This is a genomic window from Microbacterium sp. BG28 (assembly GCF_034044005.1).
In the GTDB taxonomy this organism is placed as follows: Bacteria; Actinomycetota; Actinomycetes; order Actinomycetales; family Microbacteriaceae; genus Microbacterium.
Genome location: NZ_JAXCHA010000001.1, coordinates 791,268 through 811,567, shown reverse-complemented (window position 1 = coordinate 811,567; position 20,300 = coordinate 791,268). Strand labels below are relative to the sequence as shown.

Below are 20,300 nucleotides of genomic sequence, written 5' to 3'. Positions count from 1 at the left end.
AGATTCATGCGCCTCGTGGCCACGCATTTCCTGCGCACCGTCATCATCACGTCGCTGATCGTGTGCGTCGGGGTCGTCGTCGGCCTGCTCGCCGGCGGAGTCAGTGGATGGATCGTCCTCGTGGTCGGCATCCTCGCGCTCGGCGTGCAGATCGGTGGCGTGCGATGGGCGAACGGCTACGCCTCGGGCTACACGGGGGGCGTCAGCGTCTTCGCGCTCGCGGCGGCCGGCATGTTCGTCATCGGATGCCTCGGGTGGGTGTTCGCGCTGGCCGCCGGTGTGTTCTTCCTCGCCCTTCCGGCGCTGCTCGCGTGGTTCGTCCTCGGTGTCCTGGGCGCGCCGGTGTGGCTCGTGATCACGGCCATCGCGAGGGCGCTCGCGAGCTTCGTCGTGCCCTTCATCCTCGAGCTGCGCTCTGGCGAGCGCTTGGGTCAGCTGCCGCGGTAGGTGGAGTACGCGAACGGGCTCAGCAACAGCGGCACGTGGTAGTGAGGCCGGTCGGCGACCGTGAAGGTCACCGTCGCGAGGGGATAGAAGGTATCGATGCCGCGGTCGGCGAAGTACGCGCCGGTCGCGAACGTCAGTGCGTACATGCCCGCCTCGAGAAGATCCGGGCCGAGAGCGAGCCGGCCGTCCGCATCCGTGAATCCCTCGGCGACGCTCTCGATCGCGCCGCCCTCGTGATGCCGGTGCAGGGCGACCGCGACGTTCGGCGCCGGGGTGCCGGCGGTCGCGTCGAGGATGTGGGTGGTCAGGTGGCTCACTCCGCCTCCTCCGGTTCGATCTCGTCGGCGACGATCGCCGATTCCAGGCGCAGCATCGCGATCTCGGCGAGCTGCGCGGTCGCCTCGCGGGCCTCGGCGTCGTCGTCGTTGTCGAGCCTGCGGTGAAGCTCGGCGAGCATCTCCTGGGGGCTGCGACCCGCGGCGCGGATGAGGAAGACGCGACCGAAGCGCTCCTCGTACGCCCGGTTGCCCGCGGAGATCGCGGCGGCCACATCGTCCGCCGCGGTCGACATGGCTGCCTGCTCGTTGCGAGACGCGTCGGCCTCGGCCCCCGTGCCCGTCGGCTTCTCACCGATCCGCGGATGGTGGGCGAGGGCCGCATCCAGGTCGGCGCGCGACCAGACCCCGGCGAGATCGCCGGCGTAGGAGCGGAGGGCGTCGATCGAGGAGTAGGGGCGCGCGGCGACGATCGCGTCGACCCAGCCGGGTACCGCCGCCCACACCGACACGACCAGCGACGCCTCGGCGGCGTCGAGGGCGTTGAACTCGTCCAGTTGCATGCGCGCCACCCTACCCAGCCCGCATTGCCGCCGCGTGACCTGCCGGGCACGTGAGCACGGAATGTTGGTAACAGTTACATTTGCGAAATGTGGAGCACTTAGCGTTGTCGGCATGACGACCCCCGCACCCACCGTCATCGCGGCGCGACGTGTGTTCCTGGACGGGGCGTTCCGCCCCGCGACCGTGACCGTGACCGACGGGCGCGTCAGCGCGATCGGCGCTTTCGACCCGGATGCGGACCGCGTTCTGCCGGACGAGCTCGTGCTGCTGCCGGGCCTCGTCGACTCCCACGTGCATTTGAACGACCCGGGTCGTGCGAGCTGGGAGGGCTTCGACACGGGGACGGCGGCGGCCGCCGCAGGCGGAGTCACGACCGTGCTCGACATGCCTCTCAACAGCATTCCGGTCACCACGACCCCTGCGGCCCTGGCGGAGAAGCGGGCTGCCGCGAGCGGGCGCATCGCCGTCGACGTGGGCTACTGGGGTGGCGCGGTGCCGGAGAACATCGGCCGCCTGCGGGAGCTCGCCGACGCGGGCGTCGTCGGGTTCAAGTGCTTCCTCTCGCCGTCGGGCATCGACGAGTTCGGCCATCTCAGCGCCGAGCAGCTCGATGAGGTGCTCACCGAGCTCGCCGCCTTCGACGGACTGCTCATCGTCCACGCGGAGCATCCCGCGCATCTGCACGCCGACGGCGCTCTCGGTGTGCACTACGCGGACTTCCTCGCCTCCCGGCCGCCCGCCAGCGAGCGGGCAGCGATCCAGCTCGTGATCGAGACCGCCCGGCGCACGGGGGCGCGCGTGCACATCGTGCACGTCTCCGACGGTACGGCGCTCGACGACGTACGGGCGGCCAAAGCCGAGGGCGTGCGGATCACGGTCGAGACGTGCCCGCACTACCTGACCCTGGATGCGGCATCCGTTCCCGACGGCGCCGCATCCTTCAAGTGCTGCCCGCCGATCCGCGACCTCGCCAATCAGGACCTGCTCTGGCAGGGCGTCCTCGACGGCACGATCGACGCGATCGTCAGCGACCACTCGCCCGCGACCCCGGAGCTCAAGGGCGAGCCGGACTTCGGCCTCGCGTGGGGCGGGATCTCCGGCCTGCAGACGGGGCTGTCGAGCGTGCACACGAGAGCGCGCGAGCGCGGTATCCCGCTCGAGGCGTTCCTGCCGCTCATGACGACGGGGCCGGCGCGTGTCGGCGGACTCGGCTCCCGCGGCACCATCGCGGTCGGCGAGCCCGCTCATCTGACCGTCTTCGCACCCGACGAGACGTTCACGGTGGATGCGGCGGCTCTCGAGTACCGCAATCCGCTCTCGCCGTGGGATGGGGCGAGGCTCACGGGCGTTGTGGCCGAGACGTGGCTTCACGGCGAGCCGGTGTACCGTCGCGGCGAGGGTCTGCTCGCGCGCACCGGGCGCGAGCTGATCGCGGCAATCGACGAGGAGCGCCAGTGAGCACACCGATCCTGCAGCCGGGCGTCGGCGACGTCACGGGCGAGCACTACCTTCCCGCCGCCGTCGAGAACATCTTCTGGGGCCGGCTGCCCTGCGCGACCGACGCGCCGGTGCTCCGGATCGAGCCCGGAGCCACCGTCACCATCGACACCGTCAGTCACGAGGGGATCCTCGAGGACCAGGGCAAGGACCCCCGCGCCTTCTTCGGCGCGCACGGTGTCGCGCCCGAGCAGGTGCTCGAGGATGCGGTGGCGATCGCCGCATCCCTCTCGCGCGACGTGATGGCCGACGGCCCGCACGTGGTGACCGGGCCCATCCATGTCGCCGGCGCCCAGCCGGGCGATCTGCTGCAGATCACGGTCGTGCGGCTCGAGCCGCGGGTGCCCTACGGCGTGATCAGCAACCGTCACGGCAAGGGAGCGCTCGTGGGCGAGCTGCCCCGCGGAGAGCACAACGTGAGTGTGTTCACCCCCGTCGTGGAGCAGGAGGGCGCGCTCGTTGGCGCGTTGCCTCTCGTCGAGGGGGGGCCGGCGGCGGTGACCTTCCCGCTCGCGCCGTTCCTCGGCACGATGGGCGTGGCCGTCGCCGGCTCCGACCGCCCGCACTCGGTGCCCCCGGGTGCGCACGGCGGCAACATCGACATCAAGCTGCTGACCGAGGGTGCCGTGCTGTACCTGCCGGTGCAGGTCGCGGGCGCGCTCGCGTACGTCGGCGATCCGCATTTCGCGCAGGGCGACGGCGAGGTCGCCCTCACCGCGCTCGAGGCGTCGCTGCGGGCCACGTTGCGGTTCGACGTCGTGCCGCGCGCGGTCGCGCTGGCGGAGTTCGGCGAGCTCCTCGGCCCTCTCGTGCGCACCGACGAGTACCTCGTTCCGACGGGGCTCGACCCCGACCTCGGCGAGGCGATGCGTCGCTGCGTGCGCGCGGCTCTCACCCTGCTCCAGGCGCGGTACGGCATGGCCGAGCATCTCGCCTACGCGTATCTCTCGGCCGCGACCGACTTCGACATCTCGCAGGTGGTGGACATCGTCTGCGGTGTGCACGCCCGCATCCGCGAGGCCGACTTCGTGAATGCACCTTCCGCGACGGATGCGGAGGGCCGGGCATGAGCGAGATCCCCGCCGACCTCCGTGCCGCCTTCGACCGCTACGAGCGCGCGATCGGTGACAACGACCTCGCGGTGCTCGACGAGATGTTCGCGCCCGGTGACGAGACGCTGCGCGGGGATGCGGCGGGCCTGCTCGTCGGCCACGACGTGATCAGCGCCTTCCGGGGCGTGCGTGGCGGGGTCGCACCCCGCACGATTCAGCGCATCGAGTACCGTCCGCTCGCCGACGACCTCGCCCTGCTCGTCTCGGTGTCGCGGTTCACCGGCGGCGGCACGGGGCTGCAGACCCAGCTGTGGCGCCGCGGCGAGAGCGGATGGGTCATCGAGGCAGCCCACGTGACGGGCAAGGCGCAGGCGCTCGACCGGTCGGTCTGGCGCACGGTGGGCGACCCGCTGTGGCAGGGCGCGTGGGAGGGGCCGCTCGAGGGCCTCAACGTCGCCGTCAAGGACCTCTTCGCCATCAAGGGCTACCGCATCGGCGCGGGCAACCCGACCTTCCTCGAGACCGCGAGGCCGGAGTCCACCACGGCTCCCGCCGTCGCCGATCTGCTGCGCGGCGGGGCGTCACTGCGCGGTATCGCGCGCACCGACGAGTTCGCGTACTCGATCGCGGGGGACAACGCGCACTACGGCACCCCTCCCAACGGCGCGCTCCCGGGTGCGCTACCGGGCGGATCGTCGAGCGGACCCGCATCCGCCGTCGCGACAGGGCAGGCGGAGGTGGGACTCGCCACCGACACCGCGGGATCCGTGCGCGTGCCCGCCTCGTACCAGGGTCTGTGGGGCTTGCGAACGACCCACAACCTCGTGCCGCGGCAGGGGATGCTGCCCCTCGCGCAGTCCTTCGACACGATCGGCTGGCTCACGCGCGACGGCAACACCCTCCAGCGGGTGGTCGACTGGTGCCTGAGCTACGACGGCTCGGAGTCGACCGAGAGCGTCTTCGGCGAATCCGCGGGCGACCTGCCCTGGCGCTTCGTCATCCCCGAGGACGTGCTGACCCACGTCGAGCCCGACACCCGTGCGGCATTCGACGCCTACGTGGAGCGGCTCGCCGCATCCGAGGGCGCGCCGGAGGTCGAGACGGCCTCGATCGGCGATCTCGACGAGTACTTCGAACCGTTCCGCACCGTGCAGGCGGCGGAAGCGTGGCGCAACAACCGCGAGTGGCTCCGTGCCCACCCGGGCTCCACCGGCGCGGCGGTCGCCGAGCGGTTCCGTATCGCCAGCGAGGTCACGGCCGAGGCGGAGCGCGTCGCGCGCCAGGCGCTCGAGCCGCTCCGCGAGCGCGTGCATTCCCTCCTGCAGAACGCCGTGCTGCTGCTGCCCACGGTGCCCGGCCCCGCGCCCATGCGCACGTCGGATCCGGCGAAGGTGGATGCGGTGCGCCAGGCGACGCTGCGCATGACGACGCCCGCGGCCGTCGCCGGCACCCCCGCCCTCTCGATCCCGCTGCTCACCGTCCGTTCGCAGCTCGGACCCGCGCCCGTCGGGGTCTGTCTCGTCTCGCGCAGCGGCACCGACATCGCCCTCGTCCGTCTCGGACGCCGCCTCGCCGCGCTCTGACCGCGATCCCCAGGAAGCACTCATGACCGACACCCTCCCCATCGACCCGCCTGCCCGCCTCCTCATGGGACCGGGCCCCATCTCCGCCTACCCGTCCGTGCTGCGCGCCATGTCGGCACCGCTCGTGGGCCAGTACGACCCGTTCATGACCCACACGATGAACGAGACGCAGGAGCTGTACCGGCAGGTGTGGGCCACCGAGAACGAGGCGACCCTGCTCGTCGACGGCACGTCCCGCGCCGGCATCGAAGCCGCGATCGTCAGCCTCGTGCGCCCCGGCGACCGTGTGCTCGTGCCGGTGTTCGGACGCTTCGGCCACCTGCTCGCCGAGATCGCCGAGCGCGCGCTCGCCGAGGTGCACACGATCGAGACCGAGTGGGGTCAGGTGTTCACCCCCGCGGCGATCGAAGAGGCCGTCGTGCGCGTCAAGCCGACGCTGCTCGCGCTCGTGCAGGGCGACACCTCGACCACGATGCTGCAGCCCCTGGAGGAGATCGGCGAGATCTGCCGCGCGCACGGCGTGCTCTTCTACTCCGACGCCACCGCATCCCTGGGCGGCAACGCGTTCGAGGCCGACGCGTGGGGACTGGATGCGGCGACCGCCGGTCTGCAGAAGTGCCTGGGCGGCCCGAGCGGCTCCGCTCCTCTCACGCTGAGCGAGCGCGCCGTCGAGGTCATCCGCTCCCGTAAGCGGATCGAGGCCGGCATCCGCGAGGCGGGCGACGAGGACGCGCCCGATTTCGTCCGCTCCAACTACTTCGACCTCGGCATGATCCTGGATTACTGGGGTCCGCGCCGGCTCAACCACCACACCGAGGCGACGAGCATGCTCTACGGCGCTCGCGAGTGCGCGCGTCTGCTGCTGATCGAGGGTCGCGACGCGGTGATCGCCCGGCACGAGCTCGCCGGCCGTGCGATGCTCGCCGGCGTCGAGGCGCTCGGCTTGGCCGTGTTCGGCGACGTGGCGCACAAGATGAGCAACGTCGTGGCCGTGCACATCCCCGAGGGCGTTCCGGGCGATGAGGCACGCACCGCGATGCTCGAGGACTTCGGTATCGAGATCGGCACGTCGTTCGGCCCGCTGCACGGCAAGGTGTGGCGCATCGGCACGATGGGCTACAACGCCCGCAAGGACACCGTCCTCACGACCCTCGCCGCCCTCGAGGCGGTGCTGCGCCGCCACGGCGCCGCCGTTCCCGCCGGCGGCGGAGTCGAGGCCGCATCCGACGTCTTCGCGGGGCGCGCATGATGTTGGAGGTCTCGCCCGACCGCATCGCGGCCGCCGCGCGGCGCGTGATGGCGCGGTGCGACGAGCTCGCGCGCGTCACGGCGACCCCGGGCCGCATCGAGCGGGTCTACCTCTCGCCGGAGCACGCCCGGGTGAACCGCCTCGCGGCGGAGTGGATGCGCGAGCTCGGCATGCGCACGCGACAGGATGCGGCGGGCAACCAGATCGGCCGGCTCGACCGCATCGTCGGCGACACGCTCGACCCGGACGCGCCCGCGCTGATCATCGGCTCGCACCTGGACACCGTGCTGGATGCGGGACGCTTCGACGGGATCGTGGGCGTGCTGATGGGGCTCGAGATCGCCCGGCTCCTGCGGGCGCCGGCCGGTGACGGGCGCTTCGGCGTCGCGCTCCCGTTCGCACTCGAGGTCGTCGCGTTCTCGGATGAGGAGGGCACGCGGTTCGGCAAGGCCCTGCTCGGCTCCTCGGCGGTCGCTGGACTGTGGGACGAGGACTGGTGGGCGCTGACGGATGCCGACGGCACGAGCCTGCGGCAGGCCTTCCTCGAGTTCGGGCTCGACCCGGCGCGCATCGGCGAGGCCGCCCGACGACCCGACGAGCTGATCGGGTATCTCGAGGCGCACATCGAGCAGGGACCGGAGCTCGACCGGCGCGGTGAGCCGCTCGCGGTGGTCTCCTCGATCGCCTCTGCGCGCCGCTTCCAGCTCGTCGTCGAGGGCGAGGCCCGCCATGCCGGTGGCACGCCGTACGACATGCGCCGCGACGCGCTGCTGGGTGCGAGCGAGGCGGCGCTGGCGGTCGAGCGCATCTGCCGCGACGAGCACCACATCATCGGCACCGTCGGCCAGCTCGAGGCGTACCCGGGTGCGGTCAACGTCGTGCCCGGCGAGGCGCGCTTCTCCCTCGACCTCCGCGGCGAGTTCGACGAGACCCGCGACCACGTGTGGGACGAGCTCTCCCGCGAACTCGACGCGATCATGGGGCGCCGCGGGCTGCGCTGGAGCTCACGCGAGGTGCACAGCGCCGCCGCCGTCATGTGCGCGCCGCTCCTGCAGGACGTCGTGCGCGAGGGCATCGGCGCCACCGACGCGCTTGGCGGCACCGACCCGGCCGTGATCTTCAGCCGCGCCGGCCACGATGCGATGTCGATCGGCGCGATCACCGACGTCGGGATGCTGTTCCTCCGCAACCCCGACGGCATCAGCCACCATCCGGGGGAGTCCGTCTCGGCGCCGGATGTGGCTCTCGGCATCCGTGCCCTCGCCGAGTCCGTGCTGGCGCTCGCCGCCGACGTCCGCGTGCGCTGACGGCTCGAGAGTGCGGGCCCGGGTCGTTGCCGGGCCCGGCCGGGGTCGTGGCGGCTGTGGCATCCTGTGACGCCTGCATCCGCGACACTTCGGGGAGCTTCGCAGGGCACCGCGCCACGGATTCAGCGGGGGCGCGGAACGCTCGTGACGAAGAGGGCGACGACCCGCTCCTCGCCGACGAGACGCCAGCGGTCCCGGGCGCCCGCGGGGAAGCGGATGAAGTCGCCCGGCTCGAGCGCATGGGTGCCGGCGCCGAGCACATCCACCTCGAGGCGCCCTGAGACCAGATACAGACCGCTCTCGCCCGGCGACTCGAACCACTCGGCGATGTACTCGTCGGGGCCGAAGGCGTACTCGACGACCTCGAGCGCCGAGCTCTCGCGCAGCAGCAGCGCGCGTCCAAGGGCGGCGTCGTCTCGCTCCGCGACGGGGATGCGGCGCCCCTCGCCGGCGCGGACGACATCGACCTCGTCGGCGCCCACAGCGGGCAGCAGGTCGCCGGGCCGCACTCCGAGCGCACGGGCGAGACGGTAGACCGATGCCATCGACGGCGCGCTCGCGCCGCGCTCGATCTGGCTCAGGAACGGCTGGCTCATCCCCGCCGCAGCGGCCAGTTCGCGCGTCGAGAGTCCGGCCGCATCCCGGAGCCGTCGGATCTCGGCGCCGATGACCGAGCCGAGGTCGGCATCGAGGGAGGGGTCGCTCAATTTACGCTCCGGAAACGTTCGCCGAATGCTCTCGTCATCGCATTCATCGAATATGAATGCTGTCACTTATCGCCGAGGGCGTCTCCCTCAGTTTAGAAGAGCACGGAGAGCCGCATGAGCGCATCGGCCGACATCGAGCGGATCGTGCGGGGCCTGCCCAAGGTCAGCCTGCACTGCCACCTCATCGGCTCGGTACAGGCGACAACCCTCGTCGAACTGGCCGCCAAGCACGGCGTCGCGCTCGACGGCGGACGCACCGCCGAGAACCTCTTCGACCACGCCAGTTACGAGGATCTCGACGAGTTCCTCCGCGTGCTGGATGTGGCGGGCTCCGTCATCCGCGACGTCGACGACTTCCATCGCGTCACCTACGAGTCGCTGACCGCGGGAGGCGCCGCGCACAACGTGCTCTACCGCGAGATCTTCCTCAGCCCTCCCGGCCACCCCGGCATCGGCTACCGCACGATCATCGACGGCGTCCGCGCCGGGATGCGCGACGCCGAGACCGACACCGGCATCCGCAGCAACCTCATCGTCGGCCTCAACCGTAACGACACCCCGCGCGCCGCCACCGAGCTGGTCGAGACGATGATCGCCAACCCGTACGACGAGGTCATCGGGATCGGGCTCGACTACTCGGAGATGATCGGACCGCCCGAGAAGTTCTGGAAGGCCTTCCGGCTCGCCGGCGAGGCCGGTCTGCAGCGCACCGCGCATTCCGAATCGGGGCCGCCGCACAACATCGAGACCATCCTCGACTTGCTCGGGTGCAGCCGCGTCGACCACGGCTACCACGTCGTCGACGACCCCGACATCACGCGCCGCTGCGTCGAGGAGCGCATCCCCTTCACCTGCACCCCCGTCTCCAGCGACATCGGCCGCTACTCCGGCAGCGGCGACGGCAGTCACCTCCGCATCAAGCAGATGGTGGATGCGGGGCTGCTCGTGACCATCGACTCCGACGACCCGCCGATGTTCGGCACCGACCCCACCCACGACTACCGCGCCCTCGCTCACGCGCTCGGCTACGGCCTCGACACCCTCGCCTCCTTCACCGACAACGCGATCGAGGCGAGCTGGCTCGATGCGGACAGCAAGCGCGACCTGCGCCAGCGCGCCGACCGCATGGTCGCCCAGCTCGCGGCGCCGCCCGTGAAGACCCCCTGACCCACCTCATCCATCACCAGGAGCACCCATGTCACGCAGCCACCGAACCCGCCTGGGAGTCGCCCTCGCAGGCCTCGTCGTCTCGGCCGCCGCCCTCACCGCCTGCGCCGGCGGGTCGGGGGAGCCGGCCGCATCCGGATCGTCCGACGGAGCCGGCCTGGGCGACGTCACCCTTCAGCTCAGCTGGATCCTCAACGAGGAGTTCGCCGGTGAGTATTTCGCCGACGCGAAGGGCTACTACGAACAGGCCGGCCTCGGGAAGGTGCAGCTGATCCCCGGCCCCTCGACCGGTGTCGCGGAGCTGCTCAGCGGCACGACCGACATCGCGATCAACGACGCCGTGTCGGCCGGCACGGCGGTGGCCACCGAGGGTGCGCCCATCAAGATCATCGGCGCGACGCTGCAGAAGAATCCCTTCACCATCCTGTCGCTGGCCGACGGCGGCAACATCCTGAAGCCCGCCGACATGATCGGCAAGCGCATCGGCGTGCAGGACTCCAACCGGGCGCTCTTCTCGGCGCTGCTCGCCGCGAACGACATCGACGCCTCCCAGGTCGACATCGTCCCCGTGCAGTACGACCCGGCGCCGCTGACCAACGGCGAGGTCGACGGCTTCACTGCCTACCTCACGAACGAGGCCATCACGGTGGAGATGGCCGGGTTCACGACGGCCAACCTGCCGCTCGCCGAGAACGGCCTGCCGTTCGTGGCGGAGACGTTCTCGGTGACCGACGACACCCTCAAGAACCGCCGCGAGATGCTGAAGGCCTTCCTCGTGGCCGAGATCCGCGGGTGGACCGATGCACTCGCCGACCCCGACGAGGGCGCGCGTCTCGCGAAGGACGTCTACGGCACCGACCTGAACCTCGATCCCGCCAAGACGATCGCCGGTCTGCTGGCCACCAACGCGCTCATCACCACGGACGAGACCGCCGAGAACGGCCTGTTCACCATCTCTGACGCCCTGCAGAAGCAGACGATCGCCAGCCTCGCCGGCGCCGGCATCACGCTGGAGGCGTCCGACCTGTTCGACATGAGCCTCCTCGACGAGGTCTACCAGGAGAACCCTGACCTCATCGCGTACGCCGGCTGAGTCATCCATGGCGCCGCCCCGCATCCCCGCCGGATGCGGGGCGGCGCGGTGCGGGGCGCCATGTGCGCGAAACATCGCAGTGTTAGCGTCACCAACATCCGTGTCGTCCGCCCCGAACCGAACTGGAGCCCCATGAGCCTGCTGATCACGCACGCCCGCCTCATCACCGTGCCCGCCGGCACCGAGGACGCCGGCTACATCGAGGACGGTTGGATGCTCGTCGAGGACGGACGGATCGCCGCCCTCGGGTCGGGCGTTCCCACGGTCACCGCCGACGAGGTCCTCGACGTCGACGGCGCATTCGTCGCCCCCGGGTTCGTGTCGAGCCACTCGCACCTGTTCACGAGCGGGCTGCGCGGTCTGGGCGTGGGCGAGACGCTCTACGGATGGTGCGACTCGATGCTCGGCATGACCTCCGCAGCGACGCCGGAGGACATCTACTGGTCGACCCTGCACGGCGCCCTCGACTTCCTCGGCAACGGCGTCACCACCGCCTACAACTTCACCGACCCGCTGCAGGCGTGGGAATCGATGGTCGACGGCAAGCGCGTCGGCAACGCCGCGATGCGCCCTCTCGAGTATCACACGCGCCAGGCCGACGGCTGCCTCGACGCCGGCATCCGCTTCGTCGATGCGATCGGCATGGACGCGACGGTGGGCAGCGACGACGAGATCTTCGACCGGTTCGCCGCAGAAGTCGCGCACTCCCGCGCGATGGACCCGGCATTCGCGCTGGGCGCGTCGATCATGGGCCAGGTGCAGTGGTCGCCGCGGCCGGATGCGGCCGAGGTCGAGGTGGAGGCGATGCGCCGCTTCGGGGTGACCAACCAGGCCCACTTCCTCGAGTCCCCCGAGGCCGTGCCGCTGCAGCAGTCGAAGTTCGCGATGTACCGGGATGCGGGAGCCCTCGGCCCGGGCATGATGTTCGGGCATTTCATCCAGACCACGCCCGAGATCATCGAGCAGACCGCCGCCGGCGGCGCCTCCATGTCGTGGCAGCCCGCATCCAACGGGCGCCTCGCGTCAGGGGTGGCCCTCGTGCCGGAGATGATGGCGATGGGGATGAAGGTGGGGATGGGCCTCGACGACCAGGCCTGCACCGACGTCTCCGACCCGTGGCAGAACATGCGCGCGGGCATCTTCATGCAGCGCGCCCGCACGAAGGACCCGCTGTCGATGATGCCGGAGCGTGTCCTGCGCCTGCACACCCTGGGGGGAGCTGCGATCCTGGGTGTCGACGACCGCGTGGGCAGCCTCGAGGTCGGTAAGTTCGCCGACTTCGTCGTGGTCGACCCGCGCAAGCCCGATGTGGGTCCGCTCTGGCACCCCGTCCGCAGTTACGTGCTGTCGATGACGCCCCGCAACCTCAAGCGGGTCTACGTGGGCGGCCGTCTCGTCAGCGAGGAGGGTGTCTCGACGAACCCGCTCGCGCCGGAGGCGACCATCCGCGTGCACGAGGACCTGCCCCGCGTTGCCGAGCGCCTGGGGCGCCACCCCGCCTGACACCGTGAACGTCGAAGGGGGCCGGGATGACCCGGCCCCCTTCGTGTGCGATCCGTCAGCGCGCCGCGCCCGCAAGCGTGCCGGTGACCTGCTCGGCCGTGTCGACGACGAGGCAGGAGACCAGACGGTCGTCGCCCTGGTCCCAGCTCTGCTGGGTGGGCGCGAAGTACGAGAACTCGAGGGTCGACTCCTCGTAGGCGATACCGACGAAGTTGGAGAACTCGGTGTAGCAGCCCTGCTCGGCAGCGGAGTACACCTCGTCCTTGCCGGGGTACTCGCCGTCCGGCAGCGAGAACTCGTAGTAGACCTCGGTGTCGTGCGGGTCGCTGCAGGGCACGACCGGGACGTCGGTGACCTCCTCGCTGGAGGTGTTGTTCATGCAGTCGCCCACGGAGAGGGTGAAGACGTCGGCCTTGCCGGCGTCGGTGATCTCGCCCGTGTCGGAGTCGCGCACCGCCTCGGGGCCGCCCCCGAGGTCGCTGATCTGGAAACAGCCGCCGAGGAAGAGGGCGGCCCCCATGACGGCGGTAGCGGTAAGGAGGCGGGAGGTACGCATGGGGCACTCGCTTTCGGGCGCGCTCGGACGGCTGTGCCGTCGGAGGAGGCTGAAGGGGACGTGTTCGCTGTGGTGAACGGCCGCCAGGCTATCGGTCCACGCGTGGGCCCATGAGTCTCTTGACTCCGACCTGTGGATAGGTCAGGTGTAACGGTGCGGAAACACGACCGCCAGTGTTCGTGAAATCTACATCGCTTAGCGTCGGACTCGTCACGCAGACCGCTGCCGCCGGGATGAACCCGAGCACGGGAGGCGCCGGCATCCCAACCACCCGAAGTGCACCACCCGACAAACCGGGAGACAGCTTATGTCCCGCTTCACCGCACGCCGCACGCGCGTCGCCGTGTCCATCGCCGCCGTTGCTCTCTCCGCTCTCGCGCTCAGCGCGTGTGCCGGATCCAGCGACCCCGCATCCTCGTCCTCCTCCGGAGGCGACGCCGCCGGCCCCGGCGACATCACGGTCCAGCTCAGCTGGATCAAGAACGAGGAGTTCTGCGGCGAGTTCTTCGCCGACTCGAAGGGCTACTACACCGACGCGGGCTTCAGCTCGGTCGAACTGGTCCCCGGTCCGTCCACCGGAGCCTCGGAGCTCATCTCCGGCACCGCCGACTTCGCGATGAGCGACGCCGTCTCGACCGGTTCGGTCGTGGCGAGCGAGGGCGCGCCGCTGAAGATCATCGGCACCACCTACCAGAAGAACCCCTTCACGGTCCTCTCGCTGAAGGACGGCGGCAACATCGCCACGGTCGCCGACCTCAAGGGCAAGCGCATCGGTGTGCAGGACTCCAACACCGCGCTGTTCAACGCGTTCCTCGCCGCCAACGGCATGAGCGCCAGCGACCTGACGATCGTGCCCGTGCAGTACGACCCGGCGCCCCTCATCAACGGTGAGGTCGACGGCTTCATCGCCTACCTGACCAACGAGGCGATCATCGTCCAGAACGAGGGCCACGACACCGTCAACCTGCCCTTCGCGGACAACGGTCTGCCGTTCCCGGCCGAGACGCTGGTCACGACCGACGACATGATCAAGAACCACCCGGACACCGTCAAGGCGTTCCTGAAGGCCGAGATCCAGGGCTGGACCGCCGCCGTCGCCGACCCCGCCGGCTGCGCGAGCCTCGCGTACGACGACTACGGCAAGGACCTCAACCTCGACCCGAAGAACTCCGAGGCGGGCGCCGTCGCCCAGCTCAGCGACCTCGTCGTCTCGGACGAGACCGAGACCAACGGTCTCTTCTCGATCTCGGACGACCTCAAGGAGGCCACCGTCAAGAGCCTCGGCGAGGCCGGCATCGACGTCACCGCCGACCAGCTGTTCGACACCTCGCTGCTCGAGGAGCTCTACAGCGAGAACCCCGACCTGGTGAAGTACGCAGGTTGACACCGTGAGGGCGCCCCGCCGTGGGCGCCCTCACCCCCTCCCGGTCGGTGCGATCACCGACCCTGACCGAAAGCAGCCATCGACGTGACCCACACAGTCGTCGAGACCGGTGCGACCGATGCCGCACTCGGCACCGGCCTTCAGATCACCGGCCTGAACAAGGTCTTCACCACCGGTCGGAAGTCGGTGGTCGCCCTGCAGGACGCGAACCTCCACACCGACCAGGGCACGTTCCTGTCGCTGCTCGGACCGTCGGGATGCGGCAAGTCCACCATCCTGCGCATCCTCGCCGGCCTCGAGCAGCCCACGAGCGGCACGACCCGCGTCGACGGCAAGAGCCCGAAGGAGATGCGTCGCGAGAACAAACTCGGCATCGCCTTCCAGGATTCGGCACTGCTGCCCTGGCGCAGTGTCTACGCCAACATCCGGCTGCCGTTCGAGATCGCGGGTAAGAGCGCCGATAAGGCCTACATCGACGAGATGATCGCCCTGGTGGGTCTGCGCGGCTTCGAGAAGGCCAAACCGGCGCAGCTGTCGGGCGGGATGCGGCAGCGCGTGTCGATCGCGCGCTCGCTCATCATGCGACCCGAGGTGCTGCTGTTCGACGAGCCGTTCGGCGCCCTCGACGACATGACCCGCCAGAAGCTCAACCTGGAGCTGCTGCGGATCTGGACGGAGAAGCCCGCCACGACCCTGCTCGTGACGCACGGCATCTCCGAGGCGATCTTCCTCTCCGACCAGGTCGCGGTCATGAGCCCGCGCCCCGGCCGTATCAAGGAGGTCATGACCATCGACCTTCCCCGCCCGCGCATGCCCGAGATGATGCGCAGCCCGGAGTTCCACTCCTACGTGGACCAGGCATCCGAACTGCTCTTCGGCGCCGGAGGCGCTGCCGCCGATGACCACTGACACAGCCAAGGCGCGCACCATCCAGTGGGAGGACATCCGTCTTCCCGCGTGGGTCACCGGAGTGATCGGCGGCATCGGACTCATCGCCGCCTGGTGGATCATCTCCGCGATCTTCATCGCGCCCTCGGGGGCGCACGTCATCCCGAGCCCGCTGGAGGTCATCGCCAGCTATATCGATACGGGCTGGGACTACTACTGGCGCAACTTCTCGGTGACCCTCGTCGAGAGCGGCATCGGCTACCTGTGGGGCAACGGACTGGCCCTGGCCCTCGCGTTCCTCGTGCTGCTCGTGCCGCGCCTGGAGGGCGTCGCGATGCAGATCGCGATCCTCACCTACTGCGTACCGATCGTCGCGATCGGAATGCTGGCGGTCGTGCTGTTCGGCGCACCGCCGCGCGGCGCGCCCAGCGGCACCGCGGTCTTCCTCGCCGCCCTTTCGGTCTTCTTCACGACCGTCGTGGGTGCTCTGCTCGGCCTCAAGTCCGCCGACAAGTCCAGCCTCGACCTCGTCACGGTCTACGGCGGCAGCAAGCTCACCCAGCTGCGCAAAGTGCGCCTCATCGCGGCGCTTCCCGCCATCCTCAACGCGCTGCAGATCGCGGTGCCCGCGGCCTTCCTCGGCGCTGTGCTCGGTGAGTTCTTCGGAAAGATCGAGGCCGGAGTCGGGCTCGCGATGATCCTCGCGCAGCAGAACTCCAACGCGCCGCTCGTCTGGGCCCTGGCCCTCGCCTCGGGCGCGGTCGCGCTCGCCGGCTACGTGCTGGTGGGCTTCATCGCCCGACTCATCGCGCCCTGGTCGAAGGGAGCCCAGAAGTGACCACCATGATGACTGCCCAGCCGCCGGTCGCGGGCCCCGGTTCCGCAGCGAACGCCGACCTCGAGGTGACGGTGCGCAAGCAGGCCGCCTCCGGCGCGCTGAAGGCGTTCGCCTGGGGCATGGTGACCTTCATCGGCACGCTCGTGGGCGTGCTCGCACTGTGGGTCGGCGTGCTCGCCGTCTTCAACATCTCGCCGCTCATCGCCAAGGGCCCGGTGGATGTCTGGAATTACCTGTTCACGGTGCCGGCCGCCGAGGCCAACCGCGAGCTCATGTTCGGCAACCTGGCCGTCACCCTCGGTCACTCGGTCATCGGTTTCGTCTCCGGTCTCGTGGTCGCCATCCTCGGCGCCTCGCTCTTCCAGCTGAGCAAGGGGGCCGAGCACGCCCTCATGCCCGTCGCGATGCTGCTGCGCTCGGTGCCGCTGATCGCGATGGCGCCGGTGATCATCATGATCTTCGGCCGCGACATCGCGACCGTCGCCGTCATCGGCGGCATCGTGGTGCTCTTCCCCGCGCTCGTGAACATCTCGTTCGGCCTGAAGTCGGCCTCCGCGCAGATGAACGACCTCGTCGAGGTGTACGGCGGCGGGTCATGGGCGAAGTTGCGCAAGGTCGCGATGCCCTCCTCGCTGCCGGCGTTCTTCGCCGCCGTGCGCATCTCCGTGCCCGGTGCGATCACCGGCGCGCTGCTCGCCGAGTGGCTCGCCGTCGGCGGCGGCATCGGCGGCTCGATCGCCGGCTACATCCCGCAGGCGCAGTTCAGCGCCCTGTGGACCTCGGTCGTGCTGGTCACCGCCGTCTCGCTCATTCTGTACAACGTGATCCAGATCGTGGAGGACGTCGTCCTCGCACGCATGGGCATGCACTCGCAGAAGGGCGTCTGACCCTCGCGGCGACTCGCGCCGCATCCGCCGATTCCAGGAAGATCTTCGGTATGACCGATCTCACCGCGTTCGCGCACGGCCTGCCCAAGGCAGAGCTCCACCTGCACCTCGAGGGCACTCTCGAGCCCGACCTCAAGTTCGCGCTCGCCGAGCGCAACGGCATCGAGCTCGCCGAGAAGACCGTCGAGGAGGTCAAGGCCACCTACGACTTCACCGACCTCACGAGCTTCCTCGCGGTGTACTACCCGGCGATGCGGGTGCTGGTCACGGCCGACGACTTCCACGACCTCGCCTGGGCCTACCTCCAGCGGGCGGCGGCGCAGGGCGTCGTGCACGTCGAGATGTTCTTCGACCCGCAGGCGCACACCGGTCGCGGAGTGCCGTTCGCCGACGTGATCGGCGGGTACCGCCGCGCCGTGGTGCGCGCGGAACGCGAACTCGGCATCTCGGCCGAGCTCATCATGTGCTTCCTGCGCGACTACTCCGCCGAGTTCGCCTACGCGACGCTCATGGAGGCGCTGCCCTACAAGCAGTGGATCCTCGGAATCGGCCTGGACTCCGACGAACGCGGCAACCCCCCGGAGAAGTTCGCCGAGGTCTTCGCCCGGGCGCGCGCCGAGGGCTTCCTGCTCACGATGCACTGCGACATCGACCAGCCCGGCTCCATCGACAACATCCGAACCGTGCTCGATACGATCCAGGTCGACCGCATCGACCATGGCACCAACATCGTCGAAGACCCGGCGCTCGTCGCCCTCGCCATCGAGCGCGGGCTCGGTTTCACGACGTGCCCGGTGTCGAACTCCTTCGTGACCGAGCAGATGAAGGCGGACGAGATCGTGGGGCTGCTCCGGCAGGGCGCAAAGGTCACGCTGAACTCCGACGACCCGGCGTACTTCGGTGCGTACGTCGGCGACACGTACGTCGCGCTCGCCGAGCAGGCGGGGCTGACCGAGACCGATCTGGTGCAGTTCGCGATCAACTCGTTCGAAGCCTCGTGGCTGACACCGTCCCGCCGCTCCGGCTACCTCGCGGCCATCGCCGACTATGCCGCGCGCCACGGTGTCGCGATGCCCGCCGCATAACCTCGGACCATGACCGACCCTGTCGCCACGATCGCCGCGGACGAGGATGCGGCCGGCCAGCGTCTGGGCGCCCGCATCCGCGAACTGCGGCAGGCGCGCGGACTGACCCTCGTGCGCCTGGCCGCGGCCACCGAGCTGTCGCATCCGTTCCTGAGCCAGCTGGAGCGCGGGCTCGCCCAGCCGAGCCTGGCGTCGCTGCGGCGCATCGCCGTGGCGCTGGAGACGAGTCCGATCGAGCTCATCGCCGCCTCCGACGAGCCGCGCGAGGCCGCATCCGCGATCGAGATCCAGCGCGCCGGATCCGGCGCGGTGCCCGAGGGTTTCGCATCCGGCACCGCGCGGATGCTGGCGCACGATGCGCGCGCCTTCCACCCGGTAGAGGTCGCAGCCGACGCCCTCGTGCCCGGTGAGAGCTTCACCCACGAGGAGGAGGAGTTCCTCTACGTGGTGGCCGGCGGCATCCGGATCGAACTCGACGGCGAGGCGCACGATCTGACCGCCGGCGACTCGGTGCACTTCCCCGGGGGCGTCGTGCACCGCTGGTGGTCGCTGGACGGGGAGCCGTACCGGCTTCTCGTCGTCAAGAGCGCGGGCGTTCTCAGGCCCCGCACACCCGGAGGAACGCCGTGATCTCATACGCCGACTACCTGCAGCTGCTGCCCAAGACCGAACTGCACTGCCACTTCGCCTCGACCATGACGGCGAAGACCTTCATCGAACTGGCCGCGCGCTACGGCGTGGAGCTGTGGGGCGACGACCCCGAGACGCTCTTCGACTTCGCCGACCTGCCCGAGTTCCTCGTCGCCTTCCGCGCCGCGCACGACGTGCTGCGCGAGCCGGCGGACTTCGAGCGCGTCGCCTGGGAGGGCGTGCGGGCCGCCGTCGCCGAGGGCAACCTCCGCTACCGCGAGTACTACGTGAACCCGCAGTACTTCGCCGCCCGCGGGATCGGCTACCGGGACGTGATGGACCCGATCATCGCGGGCCTGCGCCGTGCCGAGGCCGACTTCGGTGTCGGGTTCCGCATCGTGGCCGCGATCAACCGTCGCGACAGCCCCGAGTCCGCGGTCGCGATGGTGCGCGAGGTCATCGAGCACGGCATTCCGGAGGTCGTGGGCATCGGCCAGGACGACCTGACCCCGGAGAACACCGAGGATCCCACCCGCTTCGCCGCCGCGTATCGGCTCGCCGCATCCGCCGGGCTGAAGCTGACGGCGCACGTGGGGGAGACGCCGACGGCGACCCCGGATGCGGTGCGCGAGGCGATCGAGGTGCTGGGGTGCGACCGTCTGGATCACGGCTACCGCATCGTCGACGATCCTGCGGTGGTGGCGCTCGCGCTCGAGCGCGGTATCGGCTTCGCGACGACCCCCGTCTCGACGACCATCTGCTCGGGATGGACGCTGGACGAGGGGCACCGACTGCGCGCCATGATCGACGCGGGTCTCACGATCAGCGTGTCGACGGACGATGCGATGTTCTTCCGCACCGACATCGGCAAGGAGTACCGCGAGGGACTCGTGGCGTTGGGTGTCGACGCCGCCGCGGCGAAGCGGATCGCCCTCGCCGGCATCGACATCTCGTTCGCGGACGCGGCCACGAAGGCGCGCCTGCGCGGTGAGTTCGAGGGCGCCTTCATCGCCCTCGACGCCCTCCTCGAGCCCTGACTCCCGGTCCCATTCGGTTCGAGGGACGCGTGTCGCTCTCTTTTCCGTGGTTTGGCCGCGTTTCGGGTCCCTTGAACAAGGCTTACCGCGGTCAGGCGGCCGCGGGACGACGGCGGAAGTACGGGTTCGACGTCGGCAGGTACATCAGCACGGCCGCGGCGAGGACCACGACGACGATGAGGATGTCCACGATGTTGGCCGCGGCGAAGGCCGGTAGCCCCGCCAGCACCGCGATGATCGCCAGGATGAGCAGCACGATGCGCGCCCAGTTGCGTCCGCGCAGCATGTAGACGGCGAACAGGATGCGCAGCGCCGCCCCGACGGCGAGGCCGATGATCGTCGCGGCAGGGCCCACGGCGGCGGCGACCTGCGGGTTGTCACCGACGTCGACGAAGGCGTAGCTCCCGTTCGCGAGCGACGTGAGGATCGAGATCGCCGAGAGGACGACGCTCGCTATCCAGAGCCAGAAGGATGCCGTGACGGTCGTCGGGCGGGCGGTGTTGTCCATGATCGTTCCCCCTTCGAGGCGCCCACGATGGGTGCTCTGGCTC

The 20,300-nt window shown here is 70.0% G+C and carries 21 protein-coding genes; 16 read left to right on the top strand and 5 right to left on the bottom strand.

The genetic code is table 11. The features are described from left to right. Positions 1-6: 6 nt before the first annotated feature. Positions 7-447 carry a hypothetical protein gene (locus SK224_RS04095; RefSeq protein WP_320433512.1) on the top strand — a complete coding sequence of 147 codons (441 nt, stop codon included), beginning with the start codon at positions 7-9 and terminating at the stop codon, positions 445-447. On the opposite strand, the gene uraH is transcribed toward SK224_RS04095, so the two are convergent. Together uraH and uraD are read right to left on the bottom strand one after the other, a co-directional pair. Continuing rightward, the gene (gene uraH / locus SK224_RS04090; RefSeq protein ID WP_320433511.1) at positions 432-764 is read right to left on the bottom strand and encodes a hydroxyisourate hydrolase; all 333 of its coding nucleotides are present in this window, start codon (positions 762-764) and stop codon (positions 432-434) included. The genes SK224_RS04095 and uraH overlap by 16 nt on opposite strands. Beyond that, positions 761-1,285, bottom strand: coding sequence for a 2-oxo-4-hydroxy-4-carboxy-5-ureidoimidazoline decarboxylase (gene uraD / locus SK224_RS04085; RefSeq protein WP_320433510.1), 525 nt, complete (start codon positions 1,283-1,285; stop codon positions 761-763). The genes uraH and uraD overlap by 4 nt, the downstream gene beginning before the upstream one ends. Positions 1,286-1,397: 112 nt before the next feature. Between uraD and allB the strand changes: the two genes are divergently transcribed. Genes allB through SK224_RS04060 form a run of 5 tightly spaced genes read left to right on the top strand, consistent with a single transcriptional unit; the run spans position 1,398 to position 7,974 of the window. Then, entirely contained in the window at positions 1,398-2,744 is a 1,347-nt protein-coding gene (gene allB / locus SK224_RS04080) for an allantoinase AllB (RefSeq protein ID WP_320433509.1), read from the top strand. Further along, positions 2,741-3,853 (top strand): acetamidase/formamidase family protein, encoded by a 1,113-nt coding sequence (locus SK224_RS04075; RefSeq protein ID WP_320433508.1) that lies wholly within the window; start codon positions 2,741-2,743, stop codon positions 3,851-3,853. Before allB ends, SK224_RS04075 begins: the two co-directional genes overlap by 4 nt. After that, the gene (locus SK224_RS04070) at positions 3,850-5,418 is read left to right on the top strand and encodes an AtzH-like domain-containing protein (protein ID WP_320433507.1); all 1,569 of its coding nucleotides are present in this window, start codon (positions 3,850-3,852) and stop codon (positions 5,416-5,418) included. Before SK224_RS04075 ends, SK224_RS04070 begins: the two co-directional genes overlap by 4 nt. Before the next feature lie 22 nt (positions 5,419-5,440). Then, the gene (locus SK224_RS04065; RefSeq protein ID WP_320433506.1) at positions 5,441-6,667 is read left to right on the top strand and encodes an alanine--glyoxylate aminotransferase family protein; all 1,227 of its coding nucleotides are present in this window, start codon (positions 5,441-5,443) and stop codon (positions 6,665-6,667) included. Next, a complete protein-coding gene (locus SK224_RS04060; protein WP_320433505.1) occupies positions 6,664-7,974 on the top strand; it encodes an allantoate amidohydrolase in 1,311 nt (436 codons plus the stop codon). The genes SK224_RS04065 and SK224_RS04060 overlap by 4 nt, the downstream gene beginning before the upstream one ends. A 122-nt stretch (positions 7,975-8,096) precedes the next feature. On the opposite strand, the gene SK224_RS04055 is transcribed toward SK224_RS04060, so the two are convergent. Continuing rightward, complete coding sequence (locus tag SK224_RS04055; protein ID WP_320433504.1) at positions 8,097-8,681, bottom strand: XRE family transcriptional regulator; 585 nt, start codon at positions 8,679-8,681, stop codon at positions 8,097-8,099. A 114-nt stretch (positions 8,682-8,795) separates the two neighbouring features. Between SK224_RS04055 and add (SK224_RS04050) the strand changes: the two genes are divergently transcribed. From add (SK224_RS04050) to SK224_RS04040, 3 genes are all read left to right on the top strand, one after another. Continuing rightward, positions 8,796-9,848 (top strand): adenosine deaminase, encoded by a 1,053-nt coding sequence (add, locus tag SK224_RS04050; protein ID WP_320433503.1) that lies wholly within the window; start codon positions 8,796-8,798, stop codon positions 9,846-9,848. A gap of 28 nt (positions 9,849-9,876) precedes the next feature. After that, positions 9,877-10,941, top strand: coding sequence for an ABC transporter substrate-binding protein (locus tag SK224_RS04045; protein ID WP_320433502.1), 1,065 nt, complete (start codon positions 9,877-9,879; stop codon positions 10,939-10,941). Between the two features lie 132 nt (positions 10,942-11,073). Continuing rightward, positions 11,074-12,444, top strand: a complete 1,371-nt coding sequence (locus tag SK224_RS04040) for an amidohydrolase family protein (RefSeq protein WP_320433501.1) — start codon at positions 11,074-11,076, stop codon at positions 12,442-12,444. 55 nt (positions 12,445-12,499) lie between these two features. Here SK224_RS04040 and SK224_RS04035 read toward each other — a convergent pair whose 3' ends face one another. Further along, positions 12,500-13,000 carry a septum formation family protein gene (locus SK224_RS04035; RefSeq protein ID WP_320433500.1) on the bottom strand — a complete coding sequence of 167 codons (501 nt, stop codon included), beginning with the start codon at positions 12,998-13,000 and terminating at the stop codon, positions 12,500-12,502. 307 nt (positions 13,001-13,307) lie between these two features. Here SK224_RS04035 and SK224_RS04030 point away from each other — a divergent pair, with 307 nt between their 5' ends. From SK224_RS04030 to add (SK224_RS04000), 7 genes are all read left to right on the top strand, one after another. Continuing rightward, complete coding sequence (locus tag SK224_RS04030) at positions 13,308-14,384, top strand: ABC transporter substrate-binding protein (protein ID WP_320433499.1); 1,077 nt, start codon at positions 13,308-13,310, stop codon at positions 14,382-14,384. An 84-nt stretch (positions 14,385-14,468) separates the two neighbouring features. Further along, positions 14,469-15,293 (top strand): ABC transporter ATP-binding protein, encoded by an 825-nt coding sequence (locus tag SK224_RS04025; RefSeq protein WP_320433498.1) that lies wholly within the window; start codon positions 14,469-14,471, stop codon positions 15,291-15,293. After that, the gene (locus SK224_RS04020; protein ID WP_320433497.1) at positions 15,283-16,110 is read left to right on the top strand and encodes an ABC transporter permease; all 828 of its coding nucleotides are present in this window, start codon (positions 15,283-15,285) and stop codon (positions 16,108-16,110) included. Before SK224_RS04025 ends, SK224_RS04020 begins: the two co-directional genes overlap by 11 nt. A 5-nt stretch (positions 16,111-16,115) precedes the next feature. Next, positions 16,116-16,997 (top strand): ABC transporter permease, encoded by an 882-nt coding sequence (locus SK224_RS04015; RefSeq protein WP_320433496.1) that lies wholly within the window; start codon positions 16,116-16,118, stop codon positions 16,995-16,997. A gap of 50 nt (positions 16,998-17,047) precedes the next feature. Continuing rightward, positions 17,048-18,082: an adenosine deaminase gene (gene add / locus SK224_RS04010; RefSeq protein ID WP_320433495.1), complete on the top strand. Its 1,035-nt coding sequence runs from the start codon at positions 17,048-17,050 to the stop codon at positions 18,080-18,082. A 9-nt stretch (positions 18,083-18,091) separates the two neighbouring features. Further along, on the top strand, positions 18,092-18,712 hold the full coding sequence (locus SK224_RS04005; RefSeq protein ID WP_320433494.1) for an XRE family transcriptional regulator: 621 nt from the start codon (positions 18,092-18,094) through the stop codon (positions 18,710-18,712). Beyond that, positions 18,709-19,749 carry an adenosine deaminase gene (gene add, locus SK224_RS04000; protein WP_320433493.1) on the top strand — a complete coding sequence of 347 codons (1,041 nt, stop codon included), beginning with the start codon at positions 18,709-18,711 and terminating at the stop codon, positions 19,747-19,749. The genes SK224_RS04005 and add (SK224_RS04000) overlap by 4 nt, the downstream gene beginning before the upstream one ends. Before the next feature lie 91 nt (positions 19,750-19,840). Here the strand turns inward: add (SK224_RS04000) and SK224_RS03995 are convergent, their stop codons facing one another. Then, on the bottom strand, positions 19,841-20,257 hold the full coding sequence (locus SK224_RS03995; RefSeq protein WP_320433492.1) for a hypothetical protein: 417 nt from the start codon (positions 20,255-20,257) through the stop codon (positions 19,841-19,843). Positions 20,258-20,300 lie beyond the last annotated feature (43 nt).